We start from the raw sequence: 17539 nt of genomic DNA on the forward strand, positions 1-17539 counted from the left end.
TCGGCTCATGAAAACGAGGCCGCGCGACCCTGCGTCGCGCGGCCTTTCCGTGTCCGCCGCCGGTGGCTCAGCTGAATTCGAGACCCTCGAATTTTCCCGATTTGCGCCACTGGTCGATATGGTTGAAGAAGCCTAGCGCCCCGGCTGGATGGCCGAGCGCGAACCGTTCCTGCTCGCCATAGCCCTGCCCTTCATTGTTGTAATAGCCGGGTGTGCATTCGGTACTGCCCAGGCGCGCGCCCGGACCGGTGAGCAGGAAATCGATCCACTTCTGTTCGGCCTGCGCGCTCGGCTCGACCGCCGCATGGCCTTCGCTTTCCGCATGGCCGACCACGCAGGCCACTGTGTCTGCATGGTCGACGAGATTGTGCGGATAGTTGGCGATGAAGGCCGCAGCCTGGTTCTGCTGGACGAAGAACATGTTGGGAAAGCCGTGCACATGCAGCCCATGGAAGCTGCGCATGCCGCCCGCCCAGTAGTCCGACAGCGTCTGCCCGCCACGCCCGGTCACATCGTATCCCGCGCGCTCGGTGAAATCGGTGCCGACTTCGAAGCCCGAGGCATAGACGATGCAGTCGACCTCATATTCTTCGCCATTGGCGACGACGCCCTTGGCGGTGATCCGCTCGACGCCCTTGCCGTCGGTATCGACGAGGTGCGTGTTGGGCCGGGTAAAAGCCTGGAGGTATTCATCGTGGAAGCACGGGCGCTTGCACAGCTGGCGATACCAGGCCTTGAGCTTCTCGCCCGCTTCGCCGCCGACGATGGCTTCGGCGCGTGCACGAATTTCGCTCATCTTCTCGTTATCGGCATCCTCGAAGGCGGCCATGATGCCTTCGGGCGTACGTTCTTCGGGCGGCATGTCGACGACTTGCGCGCGGATGCGCTTGCCGAGATCGGTCCAGCCGTCATCGACGAGATCTTCCGCCGGGAAGCCGACACCGAGATTGGCGACGAAATTTTCCTGCCACTGCTTTTGCCAGCCGGGTCCGGTAACGCTGTCGAACCAGTCGCGTTCGAGCGGGCGGTTGTTGCGTTCATCGACGCTCGACGGCGTGCGCTGGAAGACGAACACTTCCCTGGCATCGCGGGCGACCTTGGGCACGACCTGCACCGCCGTGGCACCCGTACCGATAATCGCCACGCGCTTGTCGGCCAGCCCCGTCATCGGCTCGCCTTCGGGCGTCCCGCCGGTGTAGCCATAGTCCCACCGACTGGTGTGGAAGCTCTTGCCCTCGAACTGCTCTATCCCGGGCAAGCCCGGCAATTTGGCGACATGCAGCGGCCCCGTGCCCATGCCGACATATTTGGCGGTGAATTCGTCGCCGCGATCGGTCCGCACGATCCACAGCCTGCGACCTTCGTCCCATTGGACGTCGGTTACCTCCGTGTGGAACAGCGCGTTGTCGTAGAGGCCGTACTGCTTGCCGATGCGGCTGCAATGGTCGCGGATTTCGGGGGCGTGGGCGTATTTCTCGCTCGGCATGTGCCCGGTTTCCTCAAGCAGCGGCATGTAGATCATGCTAGCCGTGTCGCATTGCGCGCCGGGATAACGGTTCCAATACCACGTCCCCCCGAAATCGCCGCCTTTTTCGACGATGCGATAGTCGTCGATCCCCGCTTCCTTGAGCCGCGCCCCGACGACCAGCCCGGCAAAACCGCCACCGATGAAGGCGAAGGTCACATGATCGCTGACCGGATCGCGCTCTTCACGCGGCGTATAGGGATCGATGGCGAGACCGGAGAATTCGCTTTCGAGCCGCTTGTATTGCGCCGAACCATCGGCGCGCAGCCGCTTGTCGCGCTCCTCGGCATATTTTCGCCGCAGAGCCTCCTTGTCGATTACGCCGTCCTTGTGGGCCGTAGCCATGTCTCTCTCCCCCGCCGCGTCAGTCTCGATTCGCAACCGAACCATCATGCGTCGTCCAGGAAGGCGCGGCAAGAGGCCCCCCTGCCGGGGCCTGAGGAATGTCGGCCTATCGGCTATTCGGACGAGCATGCCCTCTTGCCCAGGGGCTCGGCGCCGAACGAGCCACGCCCATTCCGGCTCGGGACGGCAAGTGGGGGTGCGCGGAACTCCCCTGGTGGTTCGCGCGAGTGCACGGACACGTATATTCCCGCATACGAGCGAAACACGGGTGGCCCTAGTTCGTCGGGGGGAGCCGAGAAATGGATTTTGTCGACGCCGCCTGGGGAGACCTGCTTCCCTTTGTCGCGATCGGGTTCGTGGCCCAATTGGTCGATGGCGCATTGGGCATGGCCTTCGGAGCCATCGCAACCACCTTGCTGGTCGGCTTCATGGGTATCCCGCCCGCACAGGCATCCTACCGGGTTCACATCATAAAATGCTTCACCACGGCGGTGTCGGGCGCGAGCCACGCACTGAGCGGCAACATCGACAAGCGGCTGTTCCTGAAAGTGGCCCTGCCCGGCGTCCTGGGGGGCGTGATTGGGGCCTACGGCCTCACCCAGATCGACGGCGATACCGTCAAGCCCTTCGTTCTCGCCTATCTCGGCCTGCTTGGCGTGATCCTGATCCTGAAGGGCATCCATGGCCAGTTTCGGCAGCGCACGCCCAAGGCGGTCGTGCCTCTCGGATTTAGCGGCGGCATTCTCGATGCGATCGGTGGAGGCGGCTGGGGACCGGTCGTGAGTTCCGGGCTGATGCTTCAGGGCACCGAGCCGCGCAAAGTGGTAGGCTCGGTAAACAGCGCCGAGTTCTTTGTCGCAGTTGCCATATCGGGGGCCTTCGTCAGCCAGCTCGGGATCGAAGAACTGGCCGGCGCGACCCTGGGACTCCTCATCGGAGGCGTGCTGGCCGCACCTCTTGGCGCAATCGTTGCGAAACGCCTTCCGGCACCTGTCATGCTGGTGCTGGTCGGCAGCGTATTGAGCGCGACCACGACCTACTGGCTGTCCACCAGCGTCCTGTGATCCCCACGACGAGCAGCGCCACGCGGCCGAGGCCGAGGCCGTCCGACCGTCATGCCCGGCGTATCCGCGAAAATCCGTATAGCCAAGGCGGGAAGGGTATGTCGCAATCCCCCCGCTTTTCAGGGCGATTGCGGCCGCTTCGAAGCCGTACCGACCGGTTCGCCCTGGATGCAGGAAGGAAGCGAATTTCGATGCTCGCATCGCGCGGCAGCCGGTGGATCGTCCGCAGCATCCTGCTGATGCTGGTTGCGGTGGCAATCGTGCTCGGCTCTGCCTCCAGGTCCTCATCCGGAGAAGCGATCCTGCTCCGCGTCGAAGGGGCGATCGGCCCGGCGACCGCGTCGTTCCTGGCCAACGGTCTGGAGCAGGCGAGGCAGGCGGACGCCAGCCTCGTCATCGTCGCCATGGATACACCCGGCGGCCTCGACACCTCGATGCGCGACATCATTCGGGATATCCTTGCATCGCCCATCCCGGTCGCCACCTATGTCCATCCCAGCGGGGCAAGGGCAGCGAGCGCCGGAACCTACATTCTCTACGCCAGCCATTTCGCGGCGATGACGCCGGGCACCAATCTCGGCGCGGCGACTCCCATACAGATCGGCGGCATGCCCGCTCCCGAGCAACCCTCCGATGACGAGCAGGACACGGGAGCCGTTCCGGCAAACGCCGCGGAACGAAAGGCGGTCAACGATGCCGTCGCCTATATCCGCTCGCTTGCCGAAATGCGCGGGCGCAACGCCGAATGGGCCGAAGAGGCGGTACGCGGTGCTGCGAGCCTGTCCGCCAATGCGGCGCTGGAACAAGGGGTGATCGACGTCGTCGCATCCGATCCGGCATCGCTGCTCGGGCAACTGGACGGCCGTGAATACATCGTGGACGGCGAGACACGCGCGATGAGCAGCGCCGGTCTCCTGATCAACGAAATCGAACCGAGTTTGGGCACCCAGATCCTGGCGACGATCACCAATCCCAATATCGCGCTGCTCTTGCTGATGATCGGCGTCTACGGGCTGGTTTTCGAGTTCCTCAATCCGGGCGCGCTGGTGCCGGGAACCATCGGCGCGATCTCGCTCCTGATCGCCCTGTATGCGCTCGCCGCGCTTCCGGTCGGTTTTGCGGGAGTGGCGCTGATCGCGCTGGGGGTCGGGCTGATGGTGGCGGAGGCCTTTGCACCGTCGTTCGGCATATTGGGCATAGGCGGAGTGATCGCCTTCGTGTTCGGCGCGACCGTGCTGTTCGACACCGACGTGCCGGATTTCCGGGTCAATTGGTCCGTGATCGCCGCCCTGGCCGTCTTCGGGGCGGGACTAGTCGTTCTCGTGGCGCGGGTCGGCATTCGCTCGTTCGGACACCCCGTCGTTACCGGCGCGGAGGAGTTGATCGGCGTGACCGCGACGGTGCTCGACTGGCGCAATGGCAAAGGCCACGTGTTCGTTCATTCCGAACGCTGGAACGCCCACGGACCCGATCGCCTGGAAGAAGGCGAGACGGTCGTCATCGACGAGATTGCGGGTTTGAACCTCACGGTCTCACGATCGGCCGCGAGCGAGAATTGAAAGCCGGGAGATAACGATGGAATATGTGAATTTTGGTTTCGTCGGCTCGCTGGTCCTTCTGGTTCTTCTCTTCCTTTGGGCCGCGATCAAGATCCTGCGCGAGTACGAGCGCGCCGTCGTGTTCACGCTCGGTCGGTTCACTGGTGTCAGGGGTCCGGGCCTCATCATCCTGATCCCGTTCGTGCAACAGATCGTACGCACCGATCTGCGCACCATAGTGCTCGATGTCCCGACCCAAGACGTGATCTCGAAGGATAACGTGTCGGTGGAGGTCAACGCTGTGGTCTATTTCCGCATCGTCGATCCCGAAAGCGCGATCATACAGGTCGAGAATTTCGCGCAGGCGACCAGCGAGCTGGCGCAAACCACCCTGCGTTCGGTGCTCGGCAAGCACGAGCTCGACGAAATGCTGTCGGAGCGCGACAAGCTGAACGAGGACCTGCAGGAAATTCTCGACAAGAACACGGATGCCTGGGGCATCAAGGTCGCCAATGTCGAAATCAAGCATGTGGACATCGATGAATCGATGGTTCGGGCAATAGCCCGACAGGCCGAGGCCGAACGCGAACGCCGCGCCAAAGTGATCAATGCCGAGGGCGAGCACCAGGCCGCCGCCAGGCTGCTCGATGCTGCCCGCGTCCTGTCCGAAGCGCCCGAAGCGATGCAGCTGCGGTATCTTTCGACCCTTAACGTGCTCGCCAACGAACAGAACAGCTCGACCATCGTCTTTCCCTTCCCGATCGGGCTGGGCGATTGGCTGGCTGGGCGAAAGAACGAAGGATCCACCGATGCCGAAGCTCGATCGACCTGAAGAAGCGCCAATGAGCCCGGCCGTGGGAAGAAATCGTAATCGGGGAGAAGAACCATGCAGGACATCCATCTCGCGCGCATCCTACTCGGAGGCATCGTGGCGGGTCTCGTCATCATCGTCGGCGAGTACGTGCTGAATGCGGTCCTTTTGGCCGAGCACTGGGCCGAATTGAGGCATGACTTCGGGATCTCGCAACCCGGCACCGCCCAGTACGCTTCCGGTAGCATACTCACACTGTCCTACGGTGTGGTTCTGATCTGGCTCTATGCGGCGATGCGCCCGCGTTTCCGGTCGGATACCAAGGCGGCGGTCGTCGCCGCCTTCACCTTCTGGTTCATCGCCTATGTCCTGTTCCTGCTGTCGGTGTGGGCGAACGGATTCGTGACATTTGGAATCGCGATCGTCTCGATTGTCTGGGGCCTTTTCGAAGCGCCCCTTGCCGCTCTGATTGGCGCCCGGGTCTATGGGTTGGGGTCGGGCTTCACCAAGTGAGGGCCGCGCCCCATTCGCCTGCGTGCCCAAACTAGGGACATTTACGGGAAGATTCGTCGCCCGTCGACTTGCGATACTGCGGCCTCCCGGCGGGCGATCGCCGCCCGCCGGGAGCGGTGTATAAAAGGATAAGGGGGTGCTTGACGGAGTGCCCTGGAGATTGGTCAGACTTGAGCATGCGCCGACCGGCGTGTTTCCCGCCGGGTCCGCAACCCGTGCCTATCTCCTGCGGGTCCCTCTCAATTCGAATGGGCATATCGACCCGCTAATGCACGCCGTGGATCAGCGCCGCGCAACGATGAGGAGATTTTGGCCCAGCGAACCCGACCGCTCGGGCTACATCGTGCGCGAAGAAGCGACATGGCATTTCATCGTCACGAACAATGGTCCGCAAACCGACGATATCGCGTGGTTCGAAGATTGCGCGTTGAGGATCGGCAGGATGCTCGAAATCATCGAACTGGCCAATGGCCCCATCCCGTTCCGGGTCGCCGCGATCAGGCCCGACTAAGCCGATTCAGGTCGCCGGCCCGTCGGTCGGCTGGGTCCCGATGTCCGCGCCTGCTTCTTCACCCACACCCGCGGCAAAGGCAATGCGCAGCAGGTCCGACAGGTTGTAGACATCGAGCTTCTTCATCAGGTTGGCGCGGTGTATTTCGACCGTGCGCGAGCTGATTCCGAGATCGTAGCCGATGGTTTTGTTGGGATGGCCTTGCGCAAGCCCTTCCAGCACTTCGCGCTCGCGCGGCGTGAGGCCGTTGAGCAGCATTTCGGCTTCCTGTCGCCGCCTGCTCTTGGCGTCCGATCTATCCAGCCGTTCGAACGCCTCGCCGACCGCCTCGAGCATGGTCTCTTTGGCAAAGGGTTTCTCGATGAAGTCGACGGCACCGGCCTTCATCGCGCGCACCGCCACGTCGACGTCGCCATGACCCGTCATGACGACGATCGGGAAAGCGACGCCGCGGTCACGCAACTCGGCTTGCACTTCCAACCCGTCGCTCTTGGGCATTTGAATGTCGAGCAGGACACAGCCCGGTTCCAGCGAACGCAGTTCTTTCAGGAATTCATATCCATCGACATAGGTTTCGACCTTGTGGCCGGAGGTCTTGAGCATAAACCCGACCGAACGGCGGACGGCGGCATCGTCGTCCACGAGATAGATCGGATATTCAGTCATCGCCATTTCCTGTCTCCGCCAACGGCACAGTAAAGTGAAACGCCGTTCCTCCCAAATCCGAAGGTTCTACCCAAATCTTGCCGCCATGCGATTGCACGATGGAATGGCAAATCGAGAGACCGAGCCCCATACCATCCGACTTGGTGCTCTTGAACGGGTGAAACAGGTGATCGGCGATCTTCGAGTCGAGGCCCGGACCGCTATCGGCAACGGTGACCTCGACAAAGGCCTTCTCTGTCGCGGTCGTGATAACCCTCAACTGTCTGTGCGGCGATTCCAGCATCGCTTCGAGCGCGTTGCGGAGGAGGTTGAGCACGACCTGCTGGAGTTGCACGGGATCGACGAGGACCTTGTCTAGCGATGCGTCCAGCCTCGTCTCGAAATCGACGCCCTTGCCATCGCCATTCATCAAGGCGAGCGCCGCTGCCTCCTGGATAATGCGGCGCAGGCTGACGATTTGCCGTTCGGTCTCGCCGCGCTTGATGAAATCGCGCAGGCGATGGACGATCTGCCCGGCACGCAGAGCCTCGGCAGCACATTGCTCCAGCGCCTCCCGGATGAGGGCCATGTTCTCCTCGCCCGGCTCGTCGAGCAGGTCCCGCGCGGCATTCGCGTAGTTCGCTACCGCGGTCAGGGGCTGGTTCAATTCGTGCGCGAGCGAGGTTGCCAAGGAGCCCATCGACGAAATGCGCGACACATGGGCCAGCTCGGACTGCAGCGTATGCAGTTCGCGCTCGGTCGCATGGCTCTCGGTGAGATCGCGGATATACCCGACGAAGCCCTGTCCCTCCGCGGTTTCGATTTCTCCGATCGACAGCTTGATGGGAAAGGTATTGCCGTTGCGGTGCCGTGCCGTCGTGACCCGGCCGATTCCGATAATATGCGGCTCGTTCGTAGTGAGATACCGCCGGATATAGCGATCATGGTTTTCCCGATCGGGCGAAGGCATCAGCAGGCTGACATTTTCGCCCTGAACATCCGCCTCGCCATAGCCGAACATCTCCTCCGCGCCCTTGCTGAAGGAGCGAATACTTCCCTCTCCATCGATGACGACCATCGCGTCGGGCACAGTATCGATGAGTGCATGCATTCCCTCGGCATTGCGCAAGGAAATAAAGGACGGCGCCTTTTGATTGCTGTCGTCGACCGTTTCCATACCACCCACCTTCGAATCGCGAGGGGGGGGGACCCGCGATTGCAATGAGTATACGGTGATTTACGCATCCAACGCGAATCATGCTTTGGGCATGTCGGTCGCATGGCCCGAGTACCGATCAGCGATTGCCATGTCGGCGAAAAACGGGATCGCTATGGCCACGCGCCAATCACCGTCCATCGCAAGGGCCGGCTCGAGCGGATCGGACGCTTGAGCCGTTTCGGACCATGAACGGGCGCGCCTCGCCCACGGCAATCATGCGCGCGATGGAGTTCAAGAAAGTAGGTTCGCCCCTGGAGATGGTCGAACGGGCGATGCCCGCCCCGAACGCATCGCAAGTCGTGGTCCAGGTGGCAGCCTGCGGCGTGTGCCGGACCGACCTGCACGTTGTCGATGGCGACATTCGTGGATTACGACCGATCGTTCCCGGGCACGAGATCGTCGGCAGGGTCGTTGCGATGGGGGACGCGGTCACGCGTTTCGACTTGGACGATCGTATCGGCATTCCCTGGTTGGGCGCGACATGCGGCGAGTGCAGATATTGCCGCACACGCCAGGAGAATCTGTGCGACGCCCCTCAATTTACCGGTTTTTCCGTCGACGGCGGCTTTGCCTCGCACGTCTTGGCCGAAGCGGATTATTGCTTCGCGCTTCCGCCCGCGATCGACGATGCGCATGCTGCGCCGCTGCTCTGCGCGGGCCTGATCGGATATCGCGCTTTTGGCCAGATAGGCGATGCGCAGACGATCGGATTCTATGGTTTCGGCGCATCGGCCCACATCCTTGCACAGATCGCTACAAGTCTCGGCTGCACGATCGCCGCTTTCACCCGTCCAGGCGACGAAGAGGGACAGGAATTCGCGCGCGGACTGGGGTGTGCCTGGGCTGGTGGATCGGATGTGACCCCGCCCTTCGAGCTAGACGCCGCGATCATCTTTGCGCCGGTGGGCGCGTTGGTTCCTCTCGCCCTCTCCGCGGTCAGAAAGGGAGGCACCGTCGTTTGCGCCGGAATTCACATGAGCGACATACCCGCCTTCCCCTATGAATTGCTCTGGGGCGAGCGAAAGCTGCGTTCCGTGGCAAACTTGACCCGCGCCGATGGCGAGGCGTTCTTTGCCGCGATTGCGGACCTGCCCGTCAGAACCCGGATCGAACGGTTCGCGCTCGACGATGCGAACGAAGCGCTCGACAAATTGCGCGACGGGCGGATCAAGGGCGCCGCCGTGGTGGTCCCATGAATATCCCGTCGACGCGCATCGATCCTACGATCGGCGGCCTGGCCCGGCTATTGCTTGCCGCCGCCCTCTTCCTTTCCGCTCCCGCGCACGCCGCCCCGGCGTGGACTCCGACGCAGGCCGAGACCCTCTTGCGCTGGATCGAGCGCGCGCCCGGTGAAGCCCTCGCCCTGCCTTCCGACAGCATGCCCCGCCTTCGTGCGGCCATCGACAGCGGCGATCGAGACCGGCTCGATACCGTGTCCAACGAGGCGGCGATCGTTCTCCTTCGGGCGTGGCGCGGTCGATGTTGCGGCGCGAGGCGGCCTGCCTGGTGGCATATCGATGGCAGCAGACGCGACGCCGACCTTCACGCCGGTCTCGAACGTGCCCTTCGCGAGGATCGGCTCGATCTCTACCTGCGCTCCGTTCGGCCCTCGCACCGCCACTATGCCGCCTTGGCGACTGCGTTCGCGCAAGAGACCGACGCAGATCGGAAAAGGGTCATCGCCCGAAACCTCGCGCGATGGCGGTGGATGCCCGCAAACCTCGGCCGACGCTATCTGCTGGTCAACATCGCTTCGCAGTACGTCACCTTGTGGGAAGGGGGCCGTGTGCGCGCACGCTGGCGCGTCATCATCGGCAAACCTTCCACCCGAACGCCGGTATTCGGCACCGATGTCACCGGGGTGGTCCTCAATCCCTGGTGGAACATCCCTTCGAGCATCGCTGCCGAGGGTATCGCGCGTTTCGTTCGCCGCAATCCGGCCGCCGCGCGTGCGCGAGGCTATATCTATCAGAACGGCCGCTACAGGCAGATGCCGGGCGAAAAGAATGCGCTGGGTCGCATGAAGCTCGTGATGCCCAACCCCTACAGCGTCTATCTCCATGACACATCGAATCGCGAGCTGTTCGCCGAGGACCGCCGCGCCTTCAGCCATGGGTGCGTGCGTGTCGACCGTGCGCTGCCATTTGCAGCGAGGTTGCTCGCGCGCGACGGTTGGACGCTGGCGATGATCGAACAAGCGGTAGCGAGCGAAGAAACGCAGACGATCGAGATGTCCGAGGATGTGCCTCTCTACGTGACCTACTTCACGGCGGAGCCGGCATCCTCGGGTGAAATCCGGTTCCTGGAGGATCTTTACAGCCGCGATCCGGTGGTTTTGCCGCCCTCCTCGCGGGCCGGGGCTACGGGCATTTACGGATCGCCGCCCGCAGGCTCATCGGACAGTCTCGCTGCCGTTGCAGGAGCCGCGCCATGCCCGATCTGACCACGCCGACCACCGACCTCCCGAACCCGCCGGAAGGATCGCCTCCGAAGCGGTTTTCGAACCGCGAGGCCGAGGAAACATGGAGCGGCCCTGTGACGACGCATACCGGCATGGAATTTCTCATAACGCCGGCGCGACCCGATGATCGCGACGCGCTACAACGGTTCTTCGATCGCGTGGCGCCGCAGGATCTGTATTTCCGTTTCCTGTCGGGCCTGCGAAAAGTCGATGAGGAACGCTTGCAGCAGATGGTGCGGGACGACGATGACCGAAGCATCGATTTCCTCGCCATCGACCAGGAGAGCGGAGAGATCATCGCCAGCGCGATGCTGGGGGCGGACGAGAATTTCGAAACTGCCGAGTTCGCGGTGTGCACACGCGAAGACATGAAGCATCGCGGGATCAGCTGGGCCCTGCTGGACCATGCGGCCCGCTATGCCGAGGCGATGGGAATCGGCAAGATCGTCTCGCTCGAGAGCGCAAGTCAGGCCGACGCGCTCCAGCTCGAACGGGAGATGGGCTTCACCATCCGTAGCTGCCCGGATGACGCCACGCTGAAACTGGCCGAAAAGACCTTCTAGCCAATCTCGTCCCAGATGACCGCCGAGGACCGCGCCTGGCACGCCATGTCTGCCGCCGAGGCGCTCGACGCGCTCAGGGTCGATCGGCACGGGTTGTCGGAGGGAGAAGCGAACGCCCGGCTCGAACGGCACGGGCCCAATCGATTGCCCGAAGCCAGAATGGTCGGCCCGGCGCAGGTGTTCCTGCGCCAGTTCCGCAGCCCCCTCATCTATCTGCTTCTGGTCGCGGGCGTTCTGTCGCTGGTGATCGGCGACCGCTGGGACGCGACTTTCATTTTCGGCGTGCTGATACTCAACGCCTCGATCGGTGCGTTTCAGGAACTCAAGGCGGATGCCAGCGCACGCGCGCTGCGGTCGCTCGTGCCGCAGATAGCGCGACTGCGCAGAAGCGGGGTGACACGCGATGTGGCCTCGGAAGACATCGTCCCCGGCGACATCGTCGAGTTGGAAAGCGGGATGTCGGTCACTGCCGATATGCGCCTGATCGAGGCCATCGGGCTCGAAGCCGACGAATCTACCTTCACCGGTGAATCCATGCCGGTGGCCAAGCGGGCGAGCGAGAATCTGGGCATCGACACGCCCGTGGCCGATCGCACCAACATGGTCCACGCTGGCACATCGGTCGTTGAAGGTCGGGCGCTGGCGGTGGTCACGCAGACCGGCTCGCAATCGCAGTTGGGCGATATCGACCTTACCCTCGCCGAAGCCGGTCGAAGTGCGGGCGCCATTCCCCTGATCAGGCGGATGAACGTGCTCGCCCGTCAGATCGCGCTTATCGCGGTTATTCTGATCGTCGTTCTGGGCACCATGCTCGCGCTGGAGGGGCAAGGCTGGCGCGAGATCGTGCTGCTGGCGATAGCCCTGGCCGTGGCGGCCATTCCCGAAGGCCTGCCGGTCGCAGTAACGGTCGCGCTGTCGGCGGCGGCGAGCCGGATGGCGCGCCGCAACGTCATCGTCCGGGCCCTCCCGGCGGTAGAGGGACTGGGGGCCTGCACTCTGATCGCCAGCGACAAGACCGGCACGCTGACCGTCAACAGGCTCACCGTCGAGCGGGTCGTCTTGCCCGATGGCCGGTCGATCGCGCGGGCGGATTGGCAAACGGGTGGCGCCGACCACGCCTTGGCGGAACTGGCCGCGGCGGCGGGCCTGTGCAACGAGGCGCAGTTGCGGGAACACGGCAGCCCGGTGGGCGATGCGGTCGATCTGGCACTGCTCGATTTCGCGCGTGAGAACGGCGGCGATGTCGAGCGCCTGATCGCTGCGGACCGCCTCTCGATCGTCCCTTACGAGCCGGCGCTGCGCTACGCGGCGGTCGAAGCGGACTGGGGTGAGGGAACCCGAACCGTAGTCAAGGGTGCGCCCGAAACGGTGCTGCCGATGTGCGGGGATTCGCTTGCGGACGAGCAGGGCCTGGCCGATCGGCTGGCAGGAGAGGGATTCCGCGTCCTTGCGCTTGCCCGAGGGCAGGCTCAGACCGGCGGCGGCAGCATTCGCGGCCATCTGCGCAACCTCGAATTGCTGGGCTTCGTCGGATTGACCGATCCGCTCCGCCATGGCGTGGTCGAGGCGGTCGCCAAATGCCACGAGGCGGGCATCGGCGTGGTCATGATTACCGGGGACCATCCCGCCACGGCGCTCGCGATTGCGCGCCAACTCGGAATGGATGTCGACGAGGCGAGTGTCATCACCGGTCGGGAGCTGGGTTCTCGCCGTGGTGACGAGGAGGCCTTTGCCGAGCGGGTGGTGGGCAGGCAGATCTTCGCGCGGACCGAACCGGCACAGAAGCTCGCAATCGTGAGAGCGCTCGAAGAGGCAGGCCAGATCGTGGCCGTCACCGGCGACGGGGTCAACGATGCCCCCGCGCTGCGTATGGCCGATATCGGGATCGCCATGGGACGAAGCGGCACCGACGTCGCGCGCGGCGCGGCCGATCTCGTACTCGCCGATGACAATTTCGCCACGATCGTCGCCGGGGTCGAAGAGGGACGAGTCACCTTCGCCAATATCCGCAAGATCGTGCTCTTCATGCTGGCGACCGGCGCGGCGGAAATCCTGATGTTCCTCCTCGCGCTGTCACTGGGCCTGGCGATGCCGCTCACGCCGGTGCAGCTCTTGTGGCTCAACCTGGTGACCAACGGAGTGCTCGACGTGACGCTCGGCTTCGGCAAGGGGGACGGCGACGAATTGCAGCACCCGCCGCAACGCAAGCTGGCTTCGCTGATCGATCGTGAAGCCTTGATCCTGATGTTCCCGGGTGCAGCGCTGATGACGGTTATCGCGGTCTGGGTTCTTCATGACCGACTGGCCCTGGATATGCCGATCGAGGATGCCCGCAACCACGTCCTGGTGATGGTGGTCACGTTCCAGATCGCCTTCCTGCTCAGCATCCGCAATCTGAAGCTGCCCTTCTGGCGCTGGCATGCCCCGGAAAACGGCTGGATGTTCGTTGGTATGGCCGTGGCCATCCTGCTGCAGATCGCCGCCATGACCGTGCCGGCATTGCAGAGTTTGCTCGACACCGCGCCGGTCGATAGCGGTTTCCTGTGGCTCTGCGCAGGGGCCGCACTCGCAGTGCTGCTCGTCACCGAGATCGCCAAATGGTGGCTGATCCGGATGGAGCGTGCCCCGGAAGAGGCGATGCATTTTTCAGGCGCCCCGAGCATCAGGGGCAATCGATGAACCGATCCAGCGAACTGCCGCAATTCGATCTCGCCTGGCTTCGCCCATCGCGCATCGTGCTGGTCGGAGCATCCAACCGGGCTGGCTCGGTGGGAAAGGTGATTTGCGACAACCTGCTGGCGGGGCGCGGATCCTATGTGGTTCAGACCGTCAATCCGAAACCGCTCGGTGTGGCGGGCGCGGAGCATTTCACGGCCTTGTCCGATCTGCCGTCGGGCCCGGGGTTGGCGGTTTTGGCTATTCCGGCCAAGGCGGTTGCCGAGGCGATCGGCGAACTCGGCACCAAAGGCATCCGGTTGGCGATCGTGATCTCCGCAGGACTCGGCAGGACGACCGAGGAAGGCTCGGCCATGCTCGATGCCGCGCGCGCTGCCGGTATCCGCCTCGTCGGTCCCAATTGCCTGGGCATCATATTGCCGCATCATCGCCTCAATGCCTCGTTTGCGCTCGATATGCCGGCCCCGGGAGATCTTGCGCTACTCTCGCAAAGCGGTGCGATCGCCACCGCCATGCTGCAGTGGGCCAAACCGCGCGACGTGGGATTTTCGGCAGTCGTGTCGGTCGGCGACATGGCCCAGACCGGCATGGGCGAGTTGATCCGGCTGTTTTCCGAGGATCGGAATACCAGCGCGATCCTGCTCTATCTCGAAGGGCTGACGGACACGCTGGGATTTGTCGAGGCGGCGCGCGCTGCCAGCCGGATCAAGCCGGTTATCGCGCTCAAGGCCGGGCGAAGTCGAGCGGCCGGCCGGGCGGCACTTTCCCACACCGGGGCGCTGGCCGGATCCTGGGACGTGTACCGCGCCGCATTTCGCGAAACGGGCATCGTCACCGTCGACACGCTCGAAGACATGTTCGACGCGGCTCACCTGCTGGACCGCTATCCCGACGGAGCCGGCGGGCGCTTGGCGATCGTCACCAATGGCGGCGGTGCAGGCATTCTCGCCGTCGACGCGATGGCGGCGACCGGTGCGCGTCTGGCCGAACTGAGTTCAGAAACGATGGCGACGCTCGATCGGTCTCTCCCGACCACATGGTCGCGCGGAAATCCGGTGGACGTGATCGGAGATGCCGATGCCGCCCGTTACCGCGTCGCAATCGACGCCGTGATCGCCGACGGCGGAGTCGATGCGGTTCTCGTCATGAACTGCCCGACCGGACTGATCGCGCCCGGCGAGGCAGCATGGGTCACAGCGCAATCGGTGAAACAAGCGCGAGCGCGGGGGCTGACCAAACCCGTATTCGGATGCTGGCTGGGCGACGAGAATTACGCTTCTGCAGCGGCCGTCCTGCAGGCCGCACGCATTCCCGTGCTCGCCAATCCGGCCGATGCGGTGCGCGCATTCGGCGTGCTGATCCAGGCCGAGCGCTCTGGCCGGGTACGACCTCGCCATGCGCAGAAGGCCGTGTCCGAGGGGACCCTACGAGCGGCCCGGGCGCTGCTGAAGACGGTGGCGGCAGATGGACGCAAGATCCTGAGCGAGATCGAGGCAAAACACCTGCTCCGCCTGTTCGCCATCCCCGTCGTCGAAACCCGCCATGTCGGTTCCGTCGAAGAGATCGATGCCGCGTGCGCCGGGATCGATCCCCCCTTCGCGCTCAAGATCGTCTCGCCCGACATCACGCACAAATCCGACCATGGGGGTGTGGCCCTGGGGCTCGCCGATGCGGCGTCCGTGCGCCGGGCCGCCAAGGCCATGCACGCCCATATCAGGGGAATTTTCCCCGCAGCGCGGATCGAGGGTTTTGCATTGCAGCCGATGATTGCACGCAAGACGGCGCACGAGCTCTTTGCCGGCATCGCGACCGACGAGACTTTCGGACCCGTCGTTCTGTTCGGCGCGGGTGGGACGGCGATCGAGGTCATCGCCGACAAGGCGATCGGATTGCCGCCCGTTTCTCCCGAACAGGCCCGCGAGATAATTGCCGATACGCGTATCTCGCGCGTGCTCGGAGGATACCGGCATATCCCGCCCGCCGATCTCGAGGCGATTGTCGAGGTGCTGGAGGCGCTTTCCCGGCTCAGTCTCGCTCTGCCCGAAATTGCGGAGCTCGACGTCAACCCGCTGCTCGCCGATACGGATGGTGTGATCTCGCTCGATGCGCGAGTGATTCTCGCCTGATTTCGCGCGCGCTAAGGGGGTTTCCGTATCGGGTCGATCGACCGGAAACCGTATGAGTCGCCCCCCAACCAGCCCATGGAGAAGTCAATCATGGCCGAAGAAATGCTTCTTGCGGAAAAGCGGCGCGAGCATTCCGGTTTGGCAGATTATCTGCGCGAACCGTTCAGTCGGCTGCGTGGCGAAGTCGACCGAATGTTCGACGAGTTCCCGCCGCGCTTTCCGGCCGCGCACTTTGGCTCCCGCTATCTCGCTTCCATGCCGATGCCGGCGCTGGAAATGAAGGAAACCGACGAAGAATACCGTCTCTCCGTCGAGGTGCCGGGCGTCGCTCCGGACGATATCGATCTCACTCTCGAGAACGACATGCTGGTGCTCAAAGGCGAAAAACGGGAAGCGCGTGAAGAGAAGGAGCGCGACTACAGCGTTTCGGAACGGCGCTATGGCGCATTCGAGCGGCGCATATCCCTGCCGCAGGACGCGGTAGTCGATGCAATCGAAGCGAAGACCGATAACGGCGTTATCACGATCGCGATTCCTCGCGACCAAAATGCGTCGCCCAAGACGCGAAAGATCGAGATTTCGGCGCCCAAAGAGGCCTGAAGTCACGACTCGTCGGCCGTCCCCCGATCAGCGCCGACGATGAAATGGATAGCTCGGCGATCCGGCTATCCAGCAGATGCTATCCCGGCCTTCTTTGCCCCCTTCGGCCGGGATAGCTTTTTTGATTGCGATGCTGTCGATCGGTCTGCTCGGCCGGGAACGGCGGCAGCCTCGTCCAGACGTTCCACGGTTTCGATTATTCGGCCTTGAAGCCGAGATCGCCAATCGACCGCGGCCATGGCCGATGCGCTCCGGCCCATCGAATTCGGGCATTTACCTATTTCGCGGCGGCGGCCGTCTCCACACACTCTGAGGAACGGACCGCGCTTGAGGAGGCACCCGCGATGCAACGACGTTCCAAACGATTGCTCATGGCAGTCAGCATGGCGTTCGCATTCGTCGTCACGGGATGTGCGATGAGCAGTACGCCCTATCAGCCGCTCCAATCGGCCAGCCGTATCTCGGGCGGCTACTCCGACATCCGGGTCGACGAAACCCACTATCGGGTCAGCTTCGCGGGCAATCGCCTCACTTCGCGCGAGCGCGTCGAGAGCTACCTGCTGTTTCGGGCCGCCGAACTGACCTTGCTCAAGGGCTATGATTACTTTGTTATCGAAGACCGCGAAGTCGAGCACCAGATAGAGCGACAGATTCGCCGCGACCCGTTATACGATCCCTGGTACTCACCCTATCACGCTTACTGGCGGCCGTATTGGCGCTATTATCGGGCAGGCCACGGCTGGTATCACTGGTACCCGTATTACGGGGATCCATTCTGGGCGGATCGCTATGACGTTCGCACGATCGAGCGGTTCGAAGCGACCGCAGACATCCGGCTCGGCCGCGGCCCGCTCCCCAATGCCAATTTGCGCGCGATGGATGCTCGCGAAGTGCGCGATCGTCTTGCGCCGCAGATCGAATACCCTTCGAATTGATCGCCTG

15 protein-coding genes are annotated in these 17539 nt (G+C 63.5%); 12 read left to right on the forward strand and 3 right to left on the reverse strand.

The features are described from left to right. Positions 1-67: 67 nt before the first annotated feature. A complete protein-coding gene (locus ACQY4G_RS03330) occupies positions 68-1870 on the reverse strand; it encodes a flavin-containing monooxygenase (RefSeq protein WP_421993094.1) in 1803 nt (600 codons plus the stop codon). A gap of 299 nt (positions 1871-2169) precedes the next feature. On the opposite strand from ACQY4G_RS03330, the gene ACQY4G_RS03335 reads away from it, so the two are divergent. From ACQY4G_RS03335 to ACQY4G_RS03355, 5 genes are all read left to right on the forward strand, one after another. Further along, the gene (locus ACQY4G_RS03335) at positions 2170-2934 is read left to right on the forward strand and encodes a sulfite exporter TauE/SafE family protein (protein WP_421993096.1); all 765 of its coding nucleotides are present in this window, start codon (positions 2170-2172) and stop codon (positions 2932-2934) included. Positions 2935-3125: 191 nt separating this feature from the next. After that, a complete protein-coding gene (locus tag ACQY4G_RS03340; RefSeq protein ID WP_421993098.1) occupies positions 3126-4493 on the forward strand; it encodes an NfeD family protein in 1368 nt (455 codons plus the stop codon). A 16-nt stretch (positions 4494-4509) separates the two neighbouring features. After that, positions 4510-5304: a slipin family protein gene (locus tag ACQY4G_RS03345; protein ID WP_067695666.1), complete on the forward strand. Its 795-nt coding sequence runs from the start codon at positions 4510-4512 to the stop codon at positions 5302-5304. 54 nt (positions 5305-5358) lie between these two features. Further along, complete coding sequence (locus tag ACQY4G_RS03350) at positions 5359-5796, forward strand: hypothetical protein (protein WP_421993100.1); 438 nt, start codon at positions 5359-5361, stop codon at positions 5794-5796. A gap of 298 nt (positions 5797-6094) precedes the next feature. Next, a complete protein-coding gene (locus ACQY4G_RS03355; RefSeq protein WP_291177312.1) occupies positions 6095-6307 on the forward strand; it encodes a hypothetical protein in 213 nt (70 codons plus the stop codon). Between the two features lie 6 nt (positions 6308-6313). Here the strand turns inward: ACQY4G_RS03355 and ACQY4G_RS03360 are convergent, their stop codons facing one another. Further along, entirely contained in the window at positions 6314-6973 is a 660-nt protein-coding gene (locus ACQY4G_RS03360; protein ID WP_067696203.1) for a response regulator transcription factor, read from the reverse strand. Continuing rightward, on the reverse strand, positions 6966-8063 hold the full coding sequence (locus ACQY4G_RS03365; protein WP_421993102.1) for a PAS domain-containing sensor histidine kinase: 1098 nt from the start codon (positions 8061-8063) through the stop codon (positions 6966-6968). The genes ACQY4G_RS03360 and ACQY4G_RS03365 overlap by 8 nt, the downstream gene beginning before the upstream one ends. Before the next feature lie 293 nt (positions 8064-8356). Between ACQY4G_RS03365 and ACQY4G_RS03370 the strand changes: the two genes are divergently transcribed. The 7 genes from ACQY4G_RS03370 (at position 8357) to ACQY4G_RS03400 (ending at position 17532) form a co-directional block, all read left to right on the forward strand. Further along, positions 8357-9367: a zinc-dependent alcohol dehydrogenase family protein gene (locus ACQY4G_RS03370; RefSeq protein ID WP_421993104.1), complete on the forward strand. Its 1011-nt coding sequence runs from the start codon at positions 8357-8359 to the stop codon at positions 9365-9367. Next, positions 9364-10614 (forward strand): L,D-transpeptidase family protein, encoded by a 1251-nt coding sequence (locus ACQY4G_RS03375; protein WP_421993106.1) that lies wholly within the window; start codon positions 9364-9366, stop codon positions 10612-10614. The genes ACQY4G_RS03370 and ACQY4G_RS03375 overlap by 4 nt, the downstream gene beginning before the upstream one ends. Further along, the gene (locus ACQY4G_RS03380; RefSeq protein ID WP_291168839.1) at positions 10602-11195 is read left to right on the forward strand and encodes a GNAT family N-acetyltransferase; all 594 of its coding nucleotides are present in this window, start codon (positions 10602-10604) and stop codon (positions 11193-11195) included. Before ACQY4G_RS03375 ends, ACQY4G_RS03380 begins: the two co-directional genes overlap by 13 nt. Before the next feature lie 15 nt (positions 11196-11210). After that, complete coding sequence (locus ACQY4G_RS03385) at positions 11211-13874, forward strand: cation-translocating P-type ATPase (protein WP_421993108.1); 2664 nt, start codon at positions 11211-11213, stop codon at positions 13872-13874. Further along, complete coding sequence (locus ACQY4G_RS03390) at positions 13871-15997, forward strand: acetate--CoA ligase family protein (protein WP_421993110.1); 2127 nt, start codon at positions 13871-13873, stop codon at positions 15995-15997. Before ACQY4G_RS03385 ends, ACQY4G_RS03390 begins: the two co-directional genes overlap by 4 nt. A gap of 75 nt (positions 15998-16072) precedes the next feature. Beyond that, on the forward strand, positions 16073-16597 hold the full coding sequence (locus ACQY4G_RS03395; protein ID WP_421993112.1) for an Hsp20/alpha crystallin family protein: 525 nt from the start codon (positions 16073-16075) through the stop codon (positions 16595-16597). 344 nt (positions 16598-16941) lie between these two features. After that, positions 16942-17532, forward strand: coding sequence for a CC0125/CC1285 family lipoprotein (locus ACQY4G_RS03400; protein ID WP_421993114.1), 591 nt, complete (start codon positions 16942-16944; stop codon positions 17530-17532). Positions 17533-17539 lie beyond the last annotated feature (7 nt).

Origin of the sequence: Qipengyuania sp. (assembly GCF_965277845.1) — a bacterium.
Taxonomy (GTDB): domain Bacteria; phylum Pseudomonadota; class Alphaproteobacteria; order Sphingomonadales; family Sphingomonadaceae; genus Qipengyuania.

Coding starts and splice junctions, on each gene's coding strand:
- ACQY4G_RS03330 (WP_421993094.1), bottom strand. CDS start 1,870: ATGGCTACGGCCCACAAGGACGGCGTAATCGACAAGGAGGCTCTGCGG.
- ACQY4G_RS03335 (WP_421993096.1), top strand. CDS start 2,170: ATGGATTTTGTCGACGCCGCCTGGGGAGACCTGCTTCCCTTTGTCGCG.
- ACQY4G_RS03340 (WP_421993098.1), top strand. CDS start 3,126: ATGCTCGCATCGCGCGGCAGCCGGTGGATCGTCCGCAGCATCCTGCTG.
- ACQY4G_RS03345 (WP_067695666.1), top strand. CDS start 4,510: ATGGAATATGTGAATTTTGGTTTCGTCGGCTCGCTGGTCCTTCTGGTT.
- ACQY4G_RS03350 (WP_421993100.1), top strand. CDS start 5,359: ATGCAGGACATCCATCTCGCGCGCATCCTACTCGGAGGCATCGTGGCG.
- ACQY4G_RS03355 (WP_291177312.1), top strand. CDS start 6,095: ATGAGGAGATTTTGGCCCAGCGAACCCGACCGCTCGGGCTACATCGTG.
- ACQY4G_RS03360 (WP_067696203.1), bottom strand. CDS start 6,973: ATGACTGAATATCCGATCTATCTCGTGGACGACGATGCCGCCGTCCGC.
- ACQY4G_RS03365 (WP_421993102.1), bottom strand. CDS start 8,063: ATGCATGCACTCATCGATACTGTGCCCGACGCGATGGTCGTCATCGAT.
- ACQY4G_RS03370 (WP_421993104.1), top strand. CDS start 8,357: ATGAACGGGCGCGCCTCGCCCACGGCAATCATGCGCGCGATGGAGTTC.
- ACQY4G_RS03375 (WP_421993106.1), top strand. CDS start 9,364: ATGAATATCCCGTCGACGCGCATCGATCCTACGATCGGCGGCCTGGCC.
- ACQY4G_RS03380 (WP_291168839.1), top strand. CDS start 10,602: ATGCCCGATCTGACCACGCCGACCACCGACCTCCCGAACCCGCCGGAA.
- ACQY4G_RS03385 (WP_421993108.1), top strand. CDS start 11,211: ATGACCGCCGAGGACCGCGCCTGGCACGCCATGTCTGCCGCCGAGGCG.
- ACQY4G_RS03390 (WP_421993110.1), top strand. CDS start 13,871: ATGAACCGATCCAGCGAACTGCCGCAATTCGATCTCGCCTGGCTTCGC.
- ACQY4G_RS03395 (WP_421993112.1), top strand. CDS start 16,073: ATGGAGAAGTCAATCATGGCCGAAGAAATGCTTCTTGCGGAAAAGCGG.
- ACQY4G_RS03400 (WP_421993114.1), top strand. CDS start 16,942: ATGCAACGACGTTCCAAACGATTGCTCATGGCAGTCAGCATGGCGTTC.